This window comes from Chitinophaga niabensis, from assembly GCF_900129465.1.
Taxonomy (GTDB): domain Bacteria; phylum Bacteroidota; class Bacteroidia; order Chitinophagales; family Chitinophagaceae; genus Chitinophaga; species Chitinophaga niabensis.
This window is the reverse complement of sequence record NZ_FSRA01000002.1, coordinates 1,893,371-1,910,847: the sequence shown is the minus strand read 5'-3', so window position 1 is coordinate 1,910,847 and position 17,477 is coordinate 1,893,371. Positions and strand designations below refer to the sequence as shown.

The following is a 17,477-nucleotide window of genomic DNA, read 5'->3' as shown; positions in this document are numbered from 1 at the left end:
TATTTATTTTATTTTTAATACAGGTAGGATAATCGTAAAACCTAATTCATTATTAATAATTGATTACGTAATTTGCCCGCGAATAGTAATGTGAATACGGTTTATTCGCGCAGTGAACCATTTCTAAACCCAATACATGAAGGCAATCATTCCAGTAGCAGGTGCAGGCACCAAGCTGCGACCACATACATATACTCAGCCCAAGGCATTGATCCCTTTGGCCGGCAGAACCATCCTGAGCATTATCGTAGATCAGCTGGTAGAAGCAGGTATTCGTGAATTTGTGTTTGTAGTAGGCTATCTCGGGGAAAAGATCCAGCATTATGTAGAGAAGAAATACCCGGACCTCACCATGCATTTTGTGCAGCAGAATTCCCGTGAAGGTACCGGCCACGCTATTCTCCTCACCCGTGAAGTAGTAAAGAACGACGAGGTACTGATCGTACTGGGAGATACTATCGTGGAATGTGATTTTAAGGAAGTGATCAATGCCCCTCATTCCCTGCTGGGCGTAAAAAAGGTAGACGATCCCCGTAATTTTGGTGTGGCAGAACTCCATGAGTCCGGCACCATCAGCAGGGTGATAGAGAAACCCCAGATCCCCAAATCCAACCTGGCCCTGGTAGGTATGTACAAGATCCGTGAAACAGAACAGATGTACCAGTGCCTGGAAGACAATGTGCAAAAACAACTGCGCTCTCACGATGAATTTCAACTCACCGATGCCCTGGAATGTATGATCCAGCACGGTGTACAGTTCAATGCATTCAAAGTGAACAACTGGTTCGATTGCGGGCGTAAAGAAACCCTGCTGGAAACCAATGCTATCCTTCTCAAGAAATACAAACTGGCCACCAACCCGGTATTACCTTACGAGAATACCATCATCATTCCTCCCGTAAGCATCGGCGAAGGCTGTAATATCAAGAACAGCATCATCGGACCGAATGTGGCCATTGGAGATAACACGGTAGTGAGCTACTCCATCGTGAAAGATTCTATCATCGGCTCTTTCAGTAACTTATATGAAGTGGTACTGAAATCTTCCCTGATAGGCAGTGATGCCAATATCCGCGGGCTGAGCCAAAGCCTTAATATCGGGGACAATACGGAGATCGATCTGGGTTAAGATCTTTCACATAAATTATAAGGGGGTCCGCTTTTTTCTATCGCTCAGCCGCCGTTGTGTCACTCACTTCAGCGGCAGGATGGTTTTCACCGTTTTGCGCCATTTATCTTAAATTGCCGCATGGCATTCAGTAATAACATTACCAGGCTCTTTAATATCCAATACCCTATCATCCAGGCCGGCATGATATGGGCCAGCGGCTGGCGTTTAGCCAGTGCCGTTTCCAATGCCGGGGGGCTTGGCCTCATCGGTTCAGGAAGTATGTACCCGGATGTACTGAGAGAACACATCCAAAAATGCAAACAGGCTACCCAACAACCTTTCGGCGTAAACGTACCCCTCCTTTACCCGGACATCGATAAACATATTCAGATCATTATAGAAGAGGGCGTGAAGATTGTTTTCACTTCCGCAGGCAATCCTAAAACCTGGACCTCCACACTCAAAGAACACGGCATCCAGGTAGTGCATGTAGTATCCAGTTCCAAATTTGCACTGAAGAGCCAGGAAGCTGGCGTGGATGCAGTTGTAGCAGAAGGCTTTGAAGCCGGAGGGCATAATGGCCGTGAAGAAACTACTTCCCTTGTGCTGATCCCGGCTGTAGCAGATGCTGTAAACATTCCTGTGATCGCAGCAGGCGGCATCAGCTCAGGAAGAGCCATGGCCGCAGCTTTTGCATTAGGAGCCTCTGGTGTACAGGTAGGCAGCAGATTTGTTGCCACGCCGGAAGCCTCTTCCCATCGTCATTTCAAGGAAGCCATCGTAAAATCCGGCGAAGGCGATACTCTCTTATCATTGAAAAAATTAGCCCCCGTGCGCCTCCTGAAGAATGCCTTCTTTGAAGCCGTCCGCAAAGCTGAAATGGAAGGCGCTTCCGCAGAAGAGCTCACCATATTGCTGGGCCGCGGCAGAGCAAAGAAAGGAATGTTTGAAGGTTTGCTGGAAGAAGGAGAACTGGAAATAGGCCAGGTAGCTGCCCTGATAAAGGAGATCAAACCTGCCGCAGACGTACTCCATGAAATATGGGAGGAATTTAATTTAGTGCGGAAGCGCATGGGCGAATAGCAAGATACATGAGAGGAATTCAACTTAGCAAAAAACAGCTTGACCAATGGCTGAAGGAATAAGCGGAGTTCAAGCTAAAAAACCAACCTGATCAATAACAGGATAATATGCGTACCTCAACCTAAAAAGCAACCTGCCCAATAGTGAACAAACCGTACAAGTGAGTGACACAACGGCGGCCACATAGTAAAACAACAGCTGATCAAACAATAATTCATCGCATAAAAAAAGCCGGAGCGATATGCCCCGGCTTTCTGGTATAGATCATTTTCGTACCAACCATTTTCCTACTTCTTTCAGCGTTACCTTTTTACCATACAACAGGATACCTGTACGGTAGATCTTGGCCGCCAGCCAGGTAGTACCGATAATCCCTCCCACCAGCAACAGCATGGATAACAGCAACTGCCAGTAAGGTACTGTTCCCGGCACACCATAAGGCACCCGCGCCATCATTACTACAGGAGAAGTGAACGGTATAATACTTCCCCATGTAGCGATCAGCCCATTGGGTTTACGCACCGCCGCAAACATCATAAAGATGGAAATGATCACCGGTAAAGTAACAGGGAAAATGAGCGATTGTGCATCATTTGGATCTTCATTCACAAGACTGCCCACTGCTGCAAATAAAGCAGCATAGAAAAGATAACCTCCCAGGAAATAGAAAAGGAAACAGAAGATCACCATAAACCAGTTCACATTATCCCTTACAAAATTCATCTTCTCTATCATTTCTACCGTAGCAGCATTGGATTGCCCTCCCATAGCCCCTCCCTGGGAAGCAGCCTGCAAGGTTTCAGGGCTAACGAAGAAAGGTACCAGCAGGTAAAGACCTATGATCAGCGCTATCCAGATCAGGAACTGGGTAAGGCCTACACCGGCAATCCCCACTATTTTACCCATCATCAGCTGAAAAGGTTTTACACTGGAGATCATTACCTCTGCCACACGGGTTGTTTTCTCTTCCATCACACCACGCATCACACCCATACCAAAGATCAGCAGGATCATATAGATCAGGAAACCCGAGCCGTAGCCTACAGCTAAAGCCAGCCCTGCACTGCCTTTCTTTTCATCTTTGCCCGTGAGGTTCACAATATCCACGTTGGCACGGATATCCTCCAGTTTTGTTTTATCAATGCCGGCCTTCTCCATGCGAATGTCCTCTATCACATTCTTCAGCTTACGCTCCATACTGCCCTTCATCATCACATTCATCTGCCCCTTGCTGTAATAATTAATATTACCCGGGCGATTGATGTCCATAGCAGGGATATGCAGCACACCGGTATAACCGTAATCCGCATAATTATTTTTGAGCGTATCGATCTTAGCGTCTACAAACTTATAATGTACACCACCGTCATCTGCTATTTTTCCATTAAAGAATTTGCTGTCATCTACCACAGCTATCCGTTCATTATCATCTGCCTGCATCATGATAACAGGAAGAAGGATCATGCCCAGGAACAGGAAAGGTACCAGGAGGGTAGTGATCACAAAGGATTTTTTACGCACCCTTGTGAGATATTCTCTTTTTATTATGATCCAGATTTTGTTCATATGGGAGGATTATTTAATTCGCTTCTGTGTGCTTTACTTGGGAGATAAATACTTCATTGATGCTGGGCAGGATCTCTTCAAATGAATTCACCTGGATGTCGTGATGAATGAAATGGGCCAGGATATCATTCGTTTTGCTGTATTCATTCAGTTTTACGGTATAGGCCTTATCATGCTGCTTAATGATCGTGAAGTGGTGGGTAGCCATCTGGGCGGGATTGGGTTGCTGCTCTAATCCAACATGGAAAAGGTGTTGCTTGAAGTCCTGTTTGATCTGCTTTACAGTGCCATCCAGTATTTTATGGCCTTTGTTCACCAATACAATATGGTTGCAGATCTCTTCCACCTGTTCCATCCGGTGTGTGGAAAATATGATGGTGGTACCATTCTTTGCCATCTCGAATATTTCGTCCTGGATGAGTTTGGAGTTGATGGGATCAAGACCAGAGAAAGGTTCGTCCAGGATGAGGAGTTTGGGATGATGCATAATGGTAGAGATGAACTGTACCTTTTGCTGCATCCCTTTACTGAGCTCTTCTACCTTTTTATTATACCAGGTGGAGATCTGGAATTTCTCAAACCAGTACCCGATCTTTTCTGTTGCCTCCTTTTTGCTCAGTCCTTTTAGCTGCGCAAGGTATAACACCTGCTCTCCTACTTTCATCTTTTTATACAGGCCTCTTTCTTCCGGCATGTATCCTATATGCATCACATCCTTATTCGGGTCAAAGGGTTTGCCATCAAAAATGATGTTTCCTGCATCCGGATAAAAGATCCCGGTGATCATGCGTAACAGTGTGGTTTTGCCAGCTCCGTTTGGGCCTAACAATCCAAAGATGCTGCCTTTGGGTATAGAGAAGCTGATATCGTCTACGGCTTTGTGGGTGGCGTAGTACTTCTTTAGATGCTCAAGTTCCAATAAGTTCATAAGGAGTAATTAACGTTGTTGAAATTACGTTATAAGCAGATGGATGCCAAGGAATTTATATAAGATTTTCCTAATAATACACCAACAGGATGATTCGATGGACAAAACCCGGATTTAAGCCTGGAGGGCGATGGCCTCCGCCACTCTTTCTCCGTCCATAGCCGCAGAAACAATTCCACCCGCATAACCGGCTCCTTCGCCGCAGGGGTATAATCCTGTTATCTGCGGATGCATCAATGATGTGGCATCCCTTGGAATACGCACAGGAGAAGAAGTACGGGATTCAGTAGCTACCAGTATGGCATCTTCCGTATAATACCCTCTGATCTTTTTGCCGAAGGCTTTGAAAGCTTCGCCCAACCTGGTATGTACTGCTGCCGGTAATACTTCTCTGAGGTCCACGCTCTTCACGCCCGGAATATAAGAGTTTTCCGGCAGGGTGGTGGAAACTATACCTTTTACAAAATCCGTCATGCGTTGAGCGGGGGCTACAAACTTTCCGCCGCCAGCTTTATAGGCAGCCTGTTCTACAGACTGCTGGTAATACATGGCAGCGAGGGGGCCATTTGCGGCAAAGGGTGCAAAGTCGGATTCATCCACCGTTACCACCATGCCTGAGTTGGCATAAGGGTTATTACGCTTGGAAGGTGACCATCCGTTCACTACCAATTCTCCCGGAGATGTGGCAGCAGGGGCAATTATGCCACCAGGGCACATGCAGAAAGAAAATACGCCGCGGCCTGCTACCTGTTCAACAAGACTGTAACTGGCAGGTGGCAGAAAATCGCCGCGAAGGGGACAATGATACTGCGCACTATCAATAAGTGTTTGGGGATGTTCCACACGAACGCCCAGGGCAAAGGGTTTCGCCTCTATTAAAATTTTCTGCTCATATAGTATCTCAAATATATCACGGGCAGAATGGCCTGTAGCCAGTATCACATGCCCGGCATTCCATATTTCCCCATCGGATGTTTTCACACCTGTAATGGCACCATCCCGGACCTGCAGGCCTGTTACCTTTTGTTCAAAATGTACTTCTCCGCCACTGGCCATGATCTGTTCCCGCATGGCAGTAATAATATGCGGGAGTTTATTGGTGCCGATGTGAGGATGTGCATCTGTAAGGATATCCTCCTGTGCGCCGAACTGTTGAAAGACGTGGAGGATCCTGTTGATGTTGCCCCTTTTGTTGGAACGGGTATATAACTTACCATCGGAGTAAGTACCAGCCCCCCCTTCTCCAAAACAATAGTTGGATTCAGGGTTTACGATGCCGGTTTTATTCAAAGCAGCGAGGTCCCTTCTGCGGGCCCGCACATCTTTGCCTCTTTCCAGTACAACAGGTTTCAGCCCCAGCTCTATTAATCGTAATGCAGCGAATAAGCCTGCCGGCCCTGCTCCGATCACGATCACACGTTTGGCATCGGGCGAAAGAGGATCATAATTGAATACAGGAGAAGTTCGCTGATGGAAGGGTTCATTTATATATACCTCCAGTGTAAGTACATAATATACTTGTTTGGAGCGTGCGTCTATAGAACGTTTGAGAAGATTATAGCCTGTAATGGCGCCAGGTTTGAGGCCAAGGACATTAGCAGCTTGTTTAGCTACCGTGCGTGTATTACCTGCATCCTGCGGGAGGAGCTTCAGCGAAAGTTGTTGTACCATACTGCGGTTAGGTATTTATCCTAAAACAGGGCAAAGATAGGTTATAAATAATAAAGGCTCCCGGTACTGAACCGGGAGCCTTTATTAATATAATATATAACTGTTTACTTAGAACGGCAGATCATCTCCACTGTCAGCACCACCTGCACCGGAAGGAGCTTCCTGGCTGGTGTTGTAGTTAGGCTGATGGTCGGCACCCGGTTGCGCCTGCATCATACTTTCCATGCGCCATGCATCCAGGTTAGTGATATAATTCACTTTACCGTCTTTCTCCCAGCGCGTGCCCTTTATATTAAAATAAACTTTAACCATTTCACCTTCATTGTGACGGTCTATGATGCTGGTACGATCCTGCACAGACTGAAACTTGATATAATTGGTGATCACCCTCCCATTAATGTCATCAGATTTCTCAATCACGAACTCCCTTGTCTTGAATGATTCACTGCGCTGTACGGTATTGTACTTCACAACCAGCTTTCCGGTTATTTCAAAACTCATAAAAACAAATTTAAAATGTCAATTGCGCCAAAGATAAGTTTTTCAATATAGCGGCACTGAATTACTTTTACACAAGTTATTCTATATCTTTGCGACCCATATCTTAAATTTGCATAGAATTTGAGAATACACTTGATGCTGTTACCAAAAAAGTAAGATCCACCACCGCTACAAAGTACCCATTGGGATAACGCTCTTAGCACTGGACGTAAGCAATGTTATTTTACCTGTTATGCTGGTGTTTTTATACAATCCAGCAAACAGATTTACAAATTACTTGTTAATCATGCTTGTACGGTTTAACTCTTTTCTTAGTAGCGGAATAGTAGGCTAAATGGGTGTTTTAGCCAAAAAATATTCGAATAAACAGAGGCGAACATTCTGTAATTGTTATAAATAAAACAAGGGCAGATTTATTTTTTTTTTCAACATTTTCTACAGATATTCGTCATCCTGTCAAAAATTCTTCAACTGCCCGTATTGAAGAGTTTATATTCGAGAAACACCCAAATTATAAACACGATTAATTTTTTTTATCTAAATGAACAAAACTTGCGAACAAGTTTGGGAGAAGTGTCTGAATATAATCAGGGATATCGTGGAATGGCAACCATTCAAAACATGGTTTGAACCAATCAAAGCCGTACAACTCGAGAACAACGTTTTAACCATACAGGTTCCCAGCCAGTTCTTTTATGAATACCTGGAAGAACACTACGTAGGTTTGCTGGGCAAAACCATCAAACGGGAACTTGGCAAGGAAGCAAGACTGGAGTATAGGATAGTAGTAGAAAACGGTACACCACACCAACATCCTAAAACGGTGAATATGCCTACGCAGTTTACCAAACATCAGAAAGACAGCGAAGTTGATTTCCCGTTGACGATACAAAATCCGGTGAAGAACCCATTTGTTATCCCGGGTATCAAACGTGTGCAGATAGACTCCCAGTTAAATCATAATTATACCTTTGAGTCCTTCATTGAAGGAGACTGCAACCGCGTGGCACGCAGGGCCGGCAAAACGGTATCTGATAAACCCGGCGGTACTTCCTTTAATCCACTTGTTATTTATGGCGGCGTTGGTTTGGGAAAAACCCACCTTGCCCAGGCCATCGGTAATGAAGTGAAAAGGCAAAGCCCCAACAAAGCTGTTCTGTATGTAAGTGCAGAAAAGTTCATCAACCAGTTCATTGATCATTCCAAGAATAATATCATTAACGACTTTATCCATTTCTATCAACTGATAGATGTATTGATCGTGGATGATATCCAGTTCTTTGCCCGCGCAGAGAAATCCCAGGATGCCTTTTTTGCTATCTTCAACCACATTCACCAAAGCGGTAAACAACTGATCCTTACCTCTGATAAACCACCCAAAGACCTGGATGGCTTACAGGAAAGATTGCTGAGCCGTTTCCGCTGGGGCCTGAGTGCAGATATGCAGATCCCCGACTTTGAAACAAGGATGGAGATCCTGGAGATGAAAATGCGGAACGATGGATTGGAAATGCCGAAAGAAGTAGTGAAGTATGTTGCCTATAATATACAAAGCAATGTACGGGAACTGGAAGGCGCGCTGATCTCCCTCCTGGCACAATCTTCCCTGAACAGGAAAGATATAGACCTGGAACTGGCCAAACGCGTACTGAAGTCTTTCGTGAAAACCTCTTCCAAAGAGATCACCATCGAAAGCATCCAGAAAATGGTCTGCGAGTACTTCGATGTTCCTTACGACAAGCTCCTGCAAAAGACCCGCAAACGCGAAATCGTACAGGCCCGTCAGATCACCATGTACCTGGCGAAAAGTTTTACCAAGAATTCATTAAAGACCATCGGCGAACATTTTGGCGGCCGCGATCACACCACAGTGATCCACTCCTGCCAAACCGTAAAAGACCTGATGGATACAGATAACAGCTTCCGCGATAGCGTGATCGAATTGCAACAAAAAGTGCAACTCGCCGCTATGTAACCCCTGCAACCAGCTTGCAAAGTTCTTAAAGGATACCGGGCCAATGCCCGGTATCCTTTTTTATGGGATATCTGAAAACAAACCCCGGGGCCTCTCTTTTATCCTTAACCAAAATATCTCATACAGAACTCCCCCCTTTACCAGGAGTTCTTTACTTTTAAACCATGCATCGTTATATCTATACACTCATTTGCCTCCTGGGCCTATGCTCTCCCGCCCTGGCACAATACACTACCTCCAATGCTCACTCCCATAACGACTATGAGCAGGCTAAACCGTTTAGCAACGCATTTGCACGGAACTTCGGTTCTATAGAAGCAGACGTTTACGAACGGAACGGCCAGTTGTATGTGGCACATAACCAGAAAGACATAGACAGCAGCCGCACCCTGCAGGCATTATACCTGCAACCGCTGCAAAATATGATCCGTGCAAACAAAGGGATTTTTGCCACTCCTCCCCGCCAGCTTCAACTGCTCATAGATTTCAAAACAGCGGGAGAACCTACCATGCGCACATTGATCCAGATACTAAGCACATTCCCGGAGATCACCGCCCACCCGCAGGTAAAAATAGTTATCAGCGGAAGCCGCCCCGATCCAACCTTATGGGAACAATATCCTCCCTATATCCTATTCGACGGAATACCTACCGCCACTTACACTCCCGCACAACTCCGCAGAGTATGGATGATCAGCGATAACTTCAGGAACTACACACAGTGGAACGGCAAAGGTGCTATCGTAAAAGAAGAAAAACAGCCGATCCAGGAAGTGATCAAAAAGGTACATGCCCTGGGAAAGAAGTTCCGCTTCTGGGCTACACCGGATAATATCAATACCTGGAAGACCATGATCAACCTGGGTGTGGATTACCTGAATACGGACAAGGTGGATTCCCTTGCAGATTACCTGGAGAAACGTACCAGCGCACAATACCAGGGCAGGGAAGCTTATCAGCTGTATACACCAACTTACCGCAACAATGATAAAAGATCCCCGGTAAAGAATGTGATACTGCTGATAGGAGATGGTATGGGACTTGCACAGATCTACGCAGGATATACCGGCAACTTCGGACAACTGAACTTATTGCAACTGCTTAATATCGGTTTCTCCAAAACCACTTCAGAAGACAGCTATATCACGGATTCCGCAGCAGGTGCTACCGCCATGGCTTCCGGAAAAAAAACCAATAACCGGCATGTGGGAGTAGATGCTACCGGTACCAGCTTACCGGCTATCCCGGACCTCATTGCACCATTAGGTATGAAAAGCGCCATCATCAGCTCGGGCGATATCACAGATGCCACACCTGGGGCATTCTTTGGCCACAACAAAGAACGCTATCAGATGGATAGCATCGCATTAGGCATGCTGAAAAGCCCCGTTAGCATTCTGATCGGCGCAGGCGCACAACATTTTACCGGTATCAGCGAACAATTAAAAAACAAGGGTTACAGTTACCATACTGATCTCAGCGCCCTGGAAACCATTACCAGTCAGCAATTTATTGTGCTAAACGATAGTGCTAAACGGAGCATTTATCAGGGCCGTGGTAATTTCCTCAGTCGCGCTTTGCGAAAATCCATGCACACATTATCTACAAACAAAAATGGTTTCTTCATCATGGAAGAAGGCGCCCAGATAGACCTTGGTGGGCACAACAATTCCGTTCCTTACCTCACCAGCGAAATGCTGGACTTCGATAAAGCAATCGGTGAAGCCCTTCAGTTTGCTGACACCAATGGCGAAACACTCGTGATCGTTACAGCAGATCATGAAACGGGTGGCCTCAGTTTACTGGATGGTAATATTGAAAGAGGGTATGTGGATGGTGCATTCAGCACAGGAGATCACAGCGGCATCATGGTCCCCGTATTTGCTTATGGCCCGCATTCAATGGATTTCAGAGGAGTATATGAGAATACAGCCATCTTTGATAAGATCATGCGGGTGATCAAATTATACCACCCTGCTAAAAAACCCTGAGTTGATAAGGCATTCCGGTACCTGTTTCGCAATAGGTTTTCAGGCTGAATAAGAACATGGCCCAATTATAATTGCAAAAACGAAAACATTCAGATACTTCTTTCCAGTTAAGATGGCGGAATAGCACAGCGGTTCTGCCATTTTTTTCTGTTAGTTCAAATGAAACAGACGTACCTACCCATGCAGGTTCAGAATCAGCTTCGATGCATTCCCATACTACTTTTTCATTCTCTGCCAGTTCCACTACTTTCATTTTAGTAGCATAGTTATCATCAAAATCAAACTGATTGATGAACCCTACTTCAGGTTGCACGATCAGTTGGGTAGTCCATGTAGCACCCAGGCCTTTCTCAGTGGTAATAACCTCATATACTTTTGCCGCAGGTGCTTTGATGTACTGCACATGTTCAATGTTTGCCATGATTTATGGTATTAGTTGATGTAACTTTTCCTGCCATTTCTGCTGCACTTCCTTTATCTCTTTCTCCGGTATCCCGTATGCACCGATCCATACCCAAATGGTATTATCTGCTCCCGGGTAGAACCTTTCAATACTGATACGCAGCATGGCATTGTTCAAATGTTGCAATGTGCCGCAGAGGTCCTGCGGAGGATTATCGTATAACAGGTTGCCCTGATAAAGATCGCCAAGAGGAGTAGTATAAGTATACTGATCATCCTTTACAGAGATACCTCCAGCCATGAGGAGATCCCATAGTTCCTGCTCGCTTTTCTTAGACGTGATCTCAGCCAGCGCTACTACCCTGTTTGTCCCTGCATGATTTTCCAGGTAATGTTTCAGGCTCAGTGATTCTGTTTGCCATCCACGCCTTACGCCATCGTAGAGGTCGTCCCAGCTTTTTTCTTCGCCGAAACCAGAATGTACGATGCGCAACATGGTATTACCTTTCTTTGCTTCCAGGAAAAATTCCACTGCCAGGCGTCGTTCCTTCTGACCAACAAGATGATGATGTTCTTTATCATATCCCCAACGCAGGTATTCATTTTCTTGCTGTTCTTCTATTTCCATATTCCAGTCTATTCCGCTGCCCCAGGTCAGTTTAACATCTTCGGCAGATACCACTGCTTCCAACGGAAACCAACGTTGCAATTCTTCTCCCTCTGTTAATGCTTTCCAGACAGCTTCAACCGGCGCCGCTATTTCACGGCTCATCTCTGTGCTCCTACCTTTTTTCATGTGTTTGCTTTTTAAGTGTTGGATGAGAAAATAGATGGAACTGGTAAGACCGTCCATTAGGATCTTCTTCGTTCTGATACTTCACCGCCAGTTTGGCGATTGCTTTAGCCAGCTCTTCTGTGAAAGCGTGCAATTTCTCAGGACTGGCAAACTTAACAGCTGTTTGCAATGTAAACGTGGGCAGCTTCTTTTTTGCTTTCTGTGCGCCGGTCTGTAAAACAGCCACTTCCTGTATCAGTTGTGTGGCAGCAGATAACAGGTAAGCGGCAGAAAATTTATCCTGCACTTCTTCCGGATTGATCTTCGCCGTATTCAGCACCACCATATAAGATTTGGAAGTAGCTCTTACAACGCGTTCCGTCATATTCCCTTTTCTTCTTTCTTCCACCAGTTCAATCAATTCATTTTTTTCCAGTTCGCGCAGGTGATAGTTCAACTGCTGCCGGGGCATATCCAGGATGCGCGCCAGGCCTGCTGCGGAATTTGGTTCCCGGAGATGTTCCAGGATCCGGATACGCAAAGGGTTCATCATGGCAGCTGCTACCTGTGTATCCTGGATAAGATTGGAAGAAGATTGCGCTTTCATAACACAAAACTACACCGAAAAATTAATTTTTCAAGGAAATATTTCTTTTCTTGCAGGGAAATTGTAATATTAACCGAATTAGTTATATTGTAACCGTCATCCGCACTTAATTTCTTTTCAGCTAACAACACTTTATTTATGATCCCTGTCTTGAAAGTACAGCGGCCGTTGCCGGCAACTGTATTCATCGGATTAACCACAGGCATGCTGGATGGCGCAGCCGCGGTGATCAATTCATTTGCAAGGTCCGGTGTTACTCCGGACAAAGTATTCAAATACATTTCCAGTGCCATACTTGGCAAAAACGCTTATAGTGGTGGTGGAGAGATCATTGCCCTGGGAGTGTTCCTGCATTTTGCTGTGGCATACATCTGGGGGCTGATCTTCTTTACAGCCTACCCGCGTGTGAAGTTATTACAACAGAGCAAATGGCTGGTGGGTTGTGCTTACGGGCTTTTTGTCTGGCTCATGATGAACCTGGTGGTACTGCGCTTTACGCTGGCACCTAAGTTGAAGTTCAGCTGGGAAGGTGCAGCAATGGGCTGGGGCATCCATATGCTTTGCGTGGGTATTCCTATTGTACTGATCACGCATTACTGGTACCGCAAGCCCTGATTGCTTCTGCCGATCTTATTCATTGGGGATCATATGCGTGCTTACCCCGATCCTGTTCCATGCATTGATAGCAATGATGGCCATGATCAACTGTGCGAGATATTGTTCATCAAATAATTTCGCAGCACGTTCATATGTTTCGTCAGACACACCTTGTGGAAGTAAGGTGACCTCTTCCGTCATGGCAAGGATAGCCTGTTCTTCTTCTGAAAACAGATCTGTCTCCCTCCAATTGGTGAGCACGTAAAGGCGTTGTTCCGTTTCCCCGTGCTGGCGTGCTTCGCGGGAATGTATATCCATGCAATAAGTACAGCCGTTGATCTGGGAAGCACGGACCTTGATCAGATCTTTATGCAGTTTTTCGATCTTTGTGGTGGCCATATAATTCTCCAGCGCCATCATGGCTTTATAGATAGCAGGTTCAACTTCTTTAATGCGAATCCTTTTAGACATTTTGCTTTGTTTTTATTGAACACAAAGCTCCAATATCTTCATCACGCAAACAATTGAACTAGTTTAAGAAATTTTGCCGGCCCTGATCTTGCTCAGGAATTCAGGCGTGAAGCCCAAGTAGGATGCCAGCATGTATTGCGGGATACGCTGTACAAAATCCGGGAAGGAAGTACTAAAGTGATGGTACCGTTCATAGCCGGATTGGGAGTAAATATACTTGATACGCATGTGTGCAGCAGCAAGGGCTGTTTCCAGCACACTCCTGAAATAACGCTCCAGTTGCGGAATGGCAGCGAATAGTTCATCCTGTTTATCCCTGTGGAGTATCGCCAGCGTGGAGGGCTCCAGTGTTTGAATATTGAACATAGACGGGATTTTCTTTTCCAGGCTGGCATAATCAGTGATCCACCAGTTTTCAATGGCAAAGAGATGAACGTGTTCCGCATCTTTTTCCGTGATGAAATAAGAACGGCAGCAACCTTTGATCAGAAAATAATTAGCCTTGCAGACCTCCCCTTCTTTCAACAGGAATGCCTTTTTCTTCATCTCTTTTACTTCTATGTATTCCTCCAATAAAGCCGCTTCCTGTTCATCCAGGGATACGTATCTGCGGATATGATCTACTAAAGCCGAAATCATATTTCATTGATTTTCAATGCAAACATAATTATTTTTCCAGGATTGTGATTTTTCTGCTATCTCCGCGAATAATAGATGAAAGCTTTATCACCGATTTATGAAGAAACAGCCGGATAAAACTGCCTTCTTAGCCTTGATCCAGGAGAATAAGCGAATCATATACAAGATATGCAATTCTTATTGTCGTAATCAATACGACCGGGAGGACCTTGCGCAGGAGATCATCTACCAACTCTGGCGTTCCGGCGAAAGCTTCCAGGCAGATCATAGGTTTTCTACCTGGATGTACCGCATAGCGTTGAATACAGCCATCTCTTTTTACAGGAAAGAACAAACTGCCGGCAAAACCGTAGAGCTGTCCGAACAGGTATTAGCGATGAAAGAAGAAGGCAGTGAACTGGAAGAGAACATCCGGCAGATGCAGCAATTCATCAATGAATTCAATGAGCTGGACAGGGCATTGATACTCCTCTATTTAGAAAAAAAGAATCATAAAGAGATCGCAGAGATCCTGGGTATATCTGAATCCAATGTTGGAACTAAGATCAGCCGGATGAAAGAAAAACTGCGTCAAAGATTTTCAAATCAATAATCCTTGCTATTATGAAAGCAGACGAACTGGAAAATATCTGGCAGGCATATGACGAAAAATTAGCGCAATCCCTTGAGCTGAATATAAAAGTATTGGAGAAGATAGAAGGACAGCAAGTACACCGCTCCTTCAATGCACTAATACGGTTCAAGCGCTTTGCCATCCTATTCGGCTTTCCCTGGAACGCCTTCCTGTTATTCCTTTTGTATTACACCTGGCGGGAACCGTTCTTTGCCATTTCAGCTGTGCTGCTGGTGATCATCAACACTTACGCGATGGTGGAATATGCAAAACAGATACGTGTGATCAGGCGCATCAATTTCAGCAACGCCATTTCCATCACACAGGAACAATTGACCTGGCTGCATATCTCCGTGATCCGTACATTCAAGATCATTTTCCTGCAATTGCCTTTATGGACGGTCTTTTATATTAAGATCCCCCTGCTTGCAGGTGCCGGCTGGTCTTATTGGATCATTCAATCGCTGGTAACACTCCTTTCTATTTTTATTTCCGTATGGTTATACAGGAATATTTCTGCAAAGAATGCAGGCTCTAAATGGGTAAAGGCTTTGATCTGGGAAGATGGCGGGAAGTCTATTGAAAAGGCCACCAGGTTTATGCAGGAAATTGAAGAATTCAAAAAAGAAATTTTATGAGGAACACATTACTACAGTTTGATAAACTATTGCAGGTACAGCAGCGTTGCCTGGATACCATTGAATACGATCAGGCAAGAACGGTATTGAACGCTTTACGCCGTTCCCGGGTGAAGCAATTACTGGCCCTGGTATTTTCCAATATCGTAACGGTGTATTTTGCCCTGGGGCATCTCTCCGATCTCCCGCTGGTGATCATGGCTGGTTTACTGGTATTGTTCAATGCAGTGGGGATGGCGGGTAACATGTGGCAATTGCAGGTCCTCCAGCAACAGGAACATTGGAAGAACCTCAGGGGTACGCAAAAGAAAACCGGGCTGCTGCAAACTGCGGCATTATTGCAGTCGTTGATGATCCGGTCCCTCAGGATCCGGTTACTGGCATTACCGCTCTACAGCCTATATGTGGTGATCGGGTTTGCTTTTACAGGCTGGCGGATGGATAAGGAATTACTGGTCAGCATGGCTGCTTTATTACTGCCAGTGGGCATTTGGCTGTATTGTAAGGTAAAGTATACCAACCTCCATATCAAATGGGTAGCAGGGTTAGTGAATGGGGCAGGGCGGAAGTATTTACTGGAACTGCAGGGTTTTAGCCCATCAGTATCCGGTACCTAAAAATTCACTAAATTACGTGACGTTATTCAGCAGGCTTTTATAAAAATCACGCTCTACCCAGCTAATGGACCAACAATTTGAACCTGGCCAATCCCCAGAAAGCGCAGCCATCATGAAATTCGCCACTCCCCCGGGAGCGAAGTTCACCATTTCGAATACCCTGCCTGAGGAATTAAGAACACCGGAGCATGAAGTGAAAGAAGCGGCTGTAGAAGTGACCAGCGGAGAGTTCGGGTACTATGTAACCCAGGAAATTGCGGACAAAATAGCCGGGCAATCCACAGAACTGAACTGGGTAGCAGGCTGGCTGGACTTTGTGATCACCAAACAAACCTTTCTTTATCCCGTCACCAAATTACCCCTGATAGCTTTGTATGCCGGGCTGGAAAAAACCATTCCCTGTATCCTGCAAGGAATTGTCCCCATCCCGCTGGTACTGGAAGAAGGCAAACTGGGCGTTTATTTTGTACCACCGGATATAAAGAACGAAGCCACCTTTGCACCGAAACACTATAAAGCCGTTTACTTCTCCTTTTCCAACGCCTACCTGGATAAATTTAAGTCGGAACATCCTCAGTTCCAGGCGGTTTATGATAAAAAGCGGGAAAGTGAAATGCAGGGGCAACGGATAGAGCCCATAGACCTGAATGCCAACGATTATCATATCATTGAACTGCTCCGAACCTCTACATTACAGGGGGAAGCACTGAAGAAATTATATGAGGCCTATACGAGCCTGTTGCTGATAGGGTATTACCTTCGGCTCAGCGAAAGGGAAAAGCTGCCGGTTACCAAAACCCGGCAATACCATGAGGCCATCTCCATTGCCGTGCAGTATATAGATACAGCTTATAGTAACCCCAAATCTGTTCCGGAAATTGCCAAACTGGTGTTTGTCAATGAAACCACCTTCCGGATCTGGTTCAAGGATATCATGAAACGCAGCCCCGCTGAATATATCATGGACCAGAAGTTCCTGCATGTGGAAGAAGCATTGAAAGATCCCAAGCTGTCTGTGAACCAGATCGCACATATGACAGGCTTCGCAGATGGAGAACATCTGAGCAAGATGTTTAAGAAAAGATATCATATCACCCCTGCTAAATTCCGCATGAACCTTCCCGGTTATCCCAAAACAGTGTAAAAAAACTTCTCTTTCCTGCAAAAAAATTTTGAATTTGACCGGACTCCGTGTTAAAAAGCGTTCATATTTGCGTTTACAATAAGATATTATTCCAATTTAACTCTTACCTCCATTTTAACTAGTAATTAGTAAGCACTCTCCAATTTAG

18 protein-coding genes are annotated in these 17,477 nt (G+C 45.2%); 9 read left to right on the top strand and 9 right to left on the bottom strand.

Annotated features, from left to right (window positions below; all coding sequences use genetic code 11):
• Window positions 1-136: 136 nt before the first annotated feature.
• Together BUR42_RS25115 and BUR42_RS25110 are read left to right on the top strand one after the other, a co-directional pair.
• On the top strand, window positions 137-1,129 hold the full coding sequence (locus BUR42_RS25115) for a sugar phosphate nucleotidyltransferase (protein WP_074242307.1): 993 nt from the start codon (window positions 137-139) through the stop codon (window positions 1,127-1,129).
• A 120-nt stretch (window positions 1,130-1,249) separates the two neighbouring features.
• Window positions 1,250-2,194, top strand: coding sequence for an NAD(P)H-dependent flavin oxidoreductase (locus BUR42_RS25110; RefSeq protein ID WP_074242306.1), 945 nt, complete (start codon window positions 1,250-1,252; stop codon window positions 2,192-2,194).
• Window positions 2,195-2,458: 264 nt separating this feature from the next.
• Here BUR42_RS25110 and BUR42_RS25105 read toward each other — a convergent pair whose 3' ends face one another.
• From BUR42_RS25105 to BUR42_RS25090, 4 genes are all read right to left on the bottom strand, one after another.
• A complete protein-coding gene (locus BUR42_RS25105) occupies window positions 2,459-3,760 on the bottom strand; it encodes an ABC transporter permease (protein WP_074242305.1) in 1,302 nt (433 codons plus the stop codon).
• Window positions 3,761-3,773: 13 nt separating this feature from the next.
• Window positions 3,774-4,688 (bottom strand): ABC transporter ATP-binding protein, encoded by a 915-nt coding sequence (locus BUR42_RS25100; RefSeq protein ID WP_074242304.1) that lies wholly within the window; start codon window positions 4,686-4,688, stop codon window positions 3,774-3,776.
• Window positions 4,689-4,802: 114 nt separating this feature from the next.
• Complete coding sequence (locus BUR42_RS25095; protein ID WP_074242303.1) at window positions 4,803-6,359, bottom strand: NAD(P)/FAD-dependent oxidoreductase; 1,557 nt, start codon at window positions 6,357-6,359, stop codon at window positions 4,803-4,805.
• Window positions 6,360-6,467: 108 nt separating this feature from the next.
• Entirely contained in the window at window positions 6,468-6,860 is a 393-nt protein-coding gene (locus tag BUR42_RS25090; protein WP_074242302.1) for a DUF3127 domain-containing protein, read from the bottom strand.
• 541 nt (window positions 6,861-7,401) lie between these two features.
• Between BUR42_RS25090 and dnaA the strand changes: the two genes are divergently transcribed.
• Window positions 7,402-8,835 (top strand): chromosomal replication initiator protein DnaA, encoded by a 1,434-nt coding sequence (gene dnaA / locus BUR42_RS25085; protein ID WP_074242301.1) that lies wholly within the window; start codon window positions 7,402-7,404, stop codon window positions 8,833-8,835.
• A gap of 164 nt (window positions 8,836-8,999) precedes the next feature.
• Entirely contained in the window at window positions 9,000-10,826 is a 1,827-nt protein-coding gene (locus tag BUR42_RS25080) for an alkaline phosphatase (RefSeq protein WP_074242300.1), read from the top strand.
• Here the strand turns inward: BUR42_RS25080 and BUR42_RS25075 are convergent.
• The 3 genes from BUR42_RS25075 to BUR42_RS25065 are packed head-to-tail and all read right to left on the bottom strand — an operon-like array spanning window position 10,813 to window position 12,610.
• Entirely contained in the window at window positions 10,813-11,247 is a 435-nt protein-coding gene (locus tag BUR42_RS25075) for an SRPBCC family protein (protein WP_074242299.1), read from the bottom strand. The two genes, BUR42_RS25080 and BUR42_RS25075, sit on opposite strands and share 14 nt — an antisense overlap.
• Window positions 11,248-11,250: 3 nt before the next feature.
• Window positions 11,251-12,024 carry an SRPBCC family protein gene (locus tag BUR42_RS25070; RefSeq protein ID WP_074242298.1) on the bottom strand — a complete coding sequence of 258 codons (774 nt, stop codon included), beginning with the start codon at window positions 12,022-12,024 and terminating at the stop codon, window positions 11,251-11,253.
• The gene (locus tag BUR42_RS25065) at window positions 12,011-12,610 is read right to left on the bottom strand and encodes a winged helix-turn-helix domain-containing protein (protein ID WP_074242297.1); all 600 of its coding nucleotides are present in this window, start codon (window positions 12,608-12,610) and stop codon (window positions 12,011-12,013) included. The genes BUR42_RS25070 and BUR42_RS25065 overlap by 14 nt, the downstream gene beginning before the upstream one ends.
• Before the next feature lie 138 nt (window positions 12,611-12,748).
• Here BUR42_RS25065 and BUR42_RS25055 point away from each other — a divergent pair, with 138 nt between their 5' ends.
• A complete protein-coding gene (locus BUR42_RS25055; RefSeq protein WP_143197570.1) occupies window positions 12,749-13,225 on the top strand; it encodes a hypothetical protein in 477 nt (158 codons plus the stop codon).
• Between the two features lie 15 nt (window positions 13,226-13,240).
• On the opposite strand, the gene BUR42_RS25050 is transcribed toward BUR42_RS25055, so the two are convergent.
• Together BUR42_RS25050 and BUR42_RS25045 are read right to left on the bottom strand one after the other, a co-directional pair.
• A complete protein-coding gene (locus BUR42_RS25050) occupies window positions 13,241-13,678 on the bottom strand; it encodes a carboxymuconolactone decarboxylase family protein (protein ID WP_074242294.1) in 438 nt (145 codons plus the stop codon).
• A 63-nt stretch (window positions 13,679-13,741) separates the two neighbouring features.
• Window positions 13,742-14,317: a Crp/Fnr family transcriptional regulator gene (locus BUR42_RS25045; RefSeq protein ID WP_074242293.1), complete on the bottom strand. Its 576-nt coding sequence runs from the start codon at window positions 14,315-14,317 to the stop codon at window positions 13,742-13,744.
• 97 nt (window positions 14,318-14,414) lie between these two features.
• Here BUR42_RS25045 and BUR42_RS25040 point away from each other — a divergent pair, with 97 nt between their 5' ends.
• From BUR42_RS25040 to BUR42_RS25025, 4 genes are all read left to right on the top strand, one after another.
• A complete protein-coding gene (locus tag BUR42_RS25040) occupies window positions 14,415-14,909 on the top strand; it encodes an RNA polymerase sigma factor (RefSeq protein WP_074242292.1) in 495 nt (164 codons plus the stop codon).
• An 11-nt stretch (window positions 14,910-14,920) separates the two neighbouring features.
• Window positions 14,921-15,568, top strand: coding sequence for a hypothetical protein (locus tag BUR42_RS25035; RefSeq protein ID WP_074242291.1), 648 nt, complete (start codon window positions 14,921-14,923; stop codon window positions 15,566-15,568).
• A complete protein-coding gene (locus tag BUR42_RS25030) occupies window positions 15,565-16,185 on the top strand; it encodes a hypothetical protein (RefSeq protein ID WP_074242290.1) in 621 nt (206 codons plus the stop codon). The genes BUR42_RS25035 and BUR42_RS25030 overlap by 4 nt, the downstream gene beginning before the upstream one ends.
• 112 nt (window positions 16,186-16,297) lie before the next feature.
• Complete coding sequence (locus tag BUR42_RS25025; RefSeq protein WP_159442347.1) at window positions 16,298-17,329, top strand: helix-turn-helix transcriptional regulator; 1,032 nt, start codon at window positions 16,298-16,300, stop codon at window positions 17,327-17,329.
• Window positions 17,330-17,477: the final 148 nt, after the last annotated feature.

Excerpts from the sequence above, each read along its gene's own strand:
- BUR42_RS25115 (WP_074242307.1), top strand. The coding sequence starts at position 137 with ATGAAGGCAATCATTCCAGTAGCAGGTGCAGGCACCAAGCTGCGACCA.
- BUR42_RS25110 (WP_074242306.1), top strand. The coding sequence starts at position 1,250 with ATGGCATTCAGTAATAACATTACCAGGCTCTTTAATATCCAATACCCT.
- BUR42_RS25105 (WP_074242305.1), bottom strand. The coding sequence starts at position 3,760 with ATGAACAAAATCTGGATCATAATAAAAAGAGAATATCTCACAAGGGTG.
- BUR42_RS25100 (WP_074242304.1), bottom strand. The coding sequence starts at position 4,688 with ATGAACTTATTGGAACTTGAGCATCTAAAGAAGTACTACGCCACCCAC.
- BUR42_RS25095 (WP_074242303.1), bottom strand. The coding sequence starts at position 6,359 with ATGGTACAACAACTTTCGCTGAAGCTCCTCCCGCAGGATGCAGGTAAT.
- BUR42_RS25090 (WP_074242302.1), bottom strand. The coding sequence starts at position 6,860 with ATGAGTTTTGAAATAACCGGAAAGCTGGTTGTGAAGTACAATACCGTA.
- dnaA (WP_074242301.1), top strand. The coding sequence starts at position 7,402 with ATGAACAAAACTTGCGAACAAGTTTGGGAGAAGTGTCTGAATATAATC.
- BUR42_RS25080 (WP_074242300.1), top strand. The coding sequence starts at position 9,000 with ATGCATCGTTATATCTATACACTCATTTGCCTCCTGGGCCTATGCTCT.
- BUR42_RS25075 (WP_074242299.1), bottom strand. The coding sequence starts at position 11,247 with ATGGCAAACATTGAACATGTGCAGTACATCAAAGCACCTGCGGCAAAA.
- BUR42_RS25070 (WP_074242298.1), bottom strand. The coding sequence starts at position 12,024 with ATGAAAAAAGGTAGGAGCACAGAGATGAGCCGTGAAATAGCGGCGCCG.
- BUR42_RS25065 (WP_074242297.1), bottom strand. The coding sequence starts at position 12,610 with ATGAAAGCGCAATCTTCTTCCAATCTTATCCAGGATACACAGGTAGCA.
- BUR42_RS25055 (WP_143197570.1), top strand. The coding sequence starts at position 12,749 with ATGATCCCTGTCTTGAAAGTACAGCGGCCGTTGCCGGCAACTGTATTC.
- BUR42_RS25050 (WP_074242294.1), bottom strand. The coding sequence starts at position 13,678 with ATGTCTAAAAGGATTCGCATTAAAGAAGTTGAACCTGCTATCTATAAA.
- BUR42_RS25045 (WP_074242293.1), bottom strand. The coding sequence starts at position 14,317 with ATGATTTCGGCTTTAGTAGATCATATCCGCAGATACGTATCCCTGGAT.
- BUR42_RS25040 (WP_074242292.1), top strand. The coding sequence starts at position 14,415 with ATGAAGAAACAGCCGGATAAAACTGCCTTCTTAGCCTTGATCCAGGAG.
- BUR42_RS25035 (WP_074242291.1), top strand. The coding sequence starts at position 14,921 with ATGAAAGCAGACGAACTGGAAAATATCTGGCAGGCATATGACGAAAAA.
- BUR42_RS25030 (WP_074242290.1), top strand. The coding sequence starts at position 15,565 with ATGAGGAACACATTACTACAGTTTGATAAACTATTGCAGGTACAGCAG.
- BUR42_RS25025 (WP_159442347.1), top strand. The coding sequence starts at position 16,298 with ATGAAATTCGCCACTCCCCCGGGAGCGAAGTTCACCATTTCGAATACC.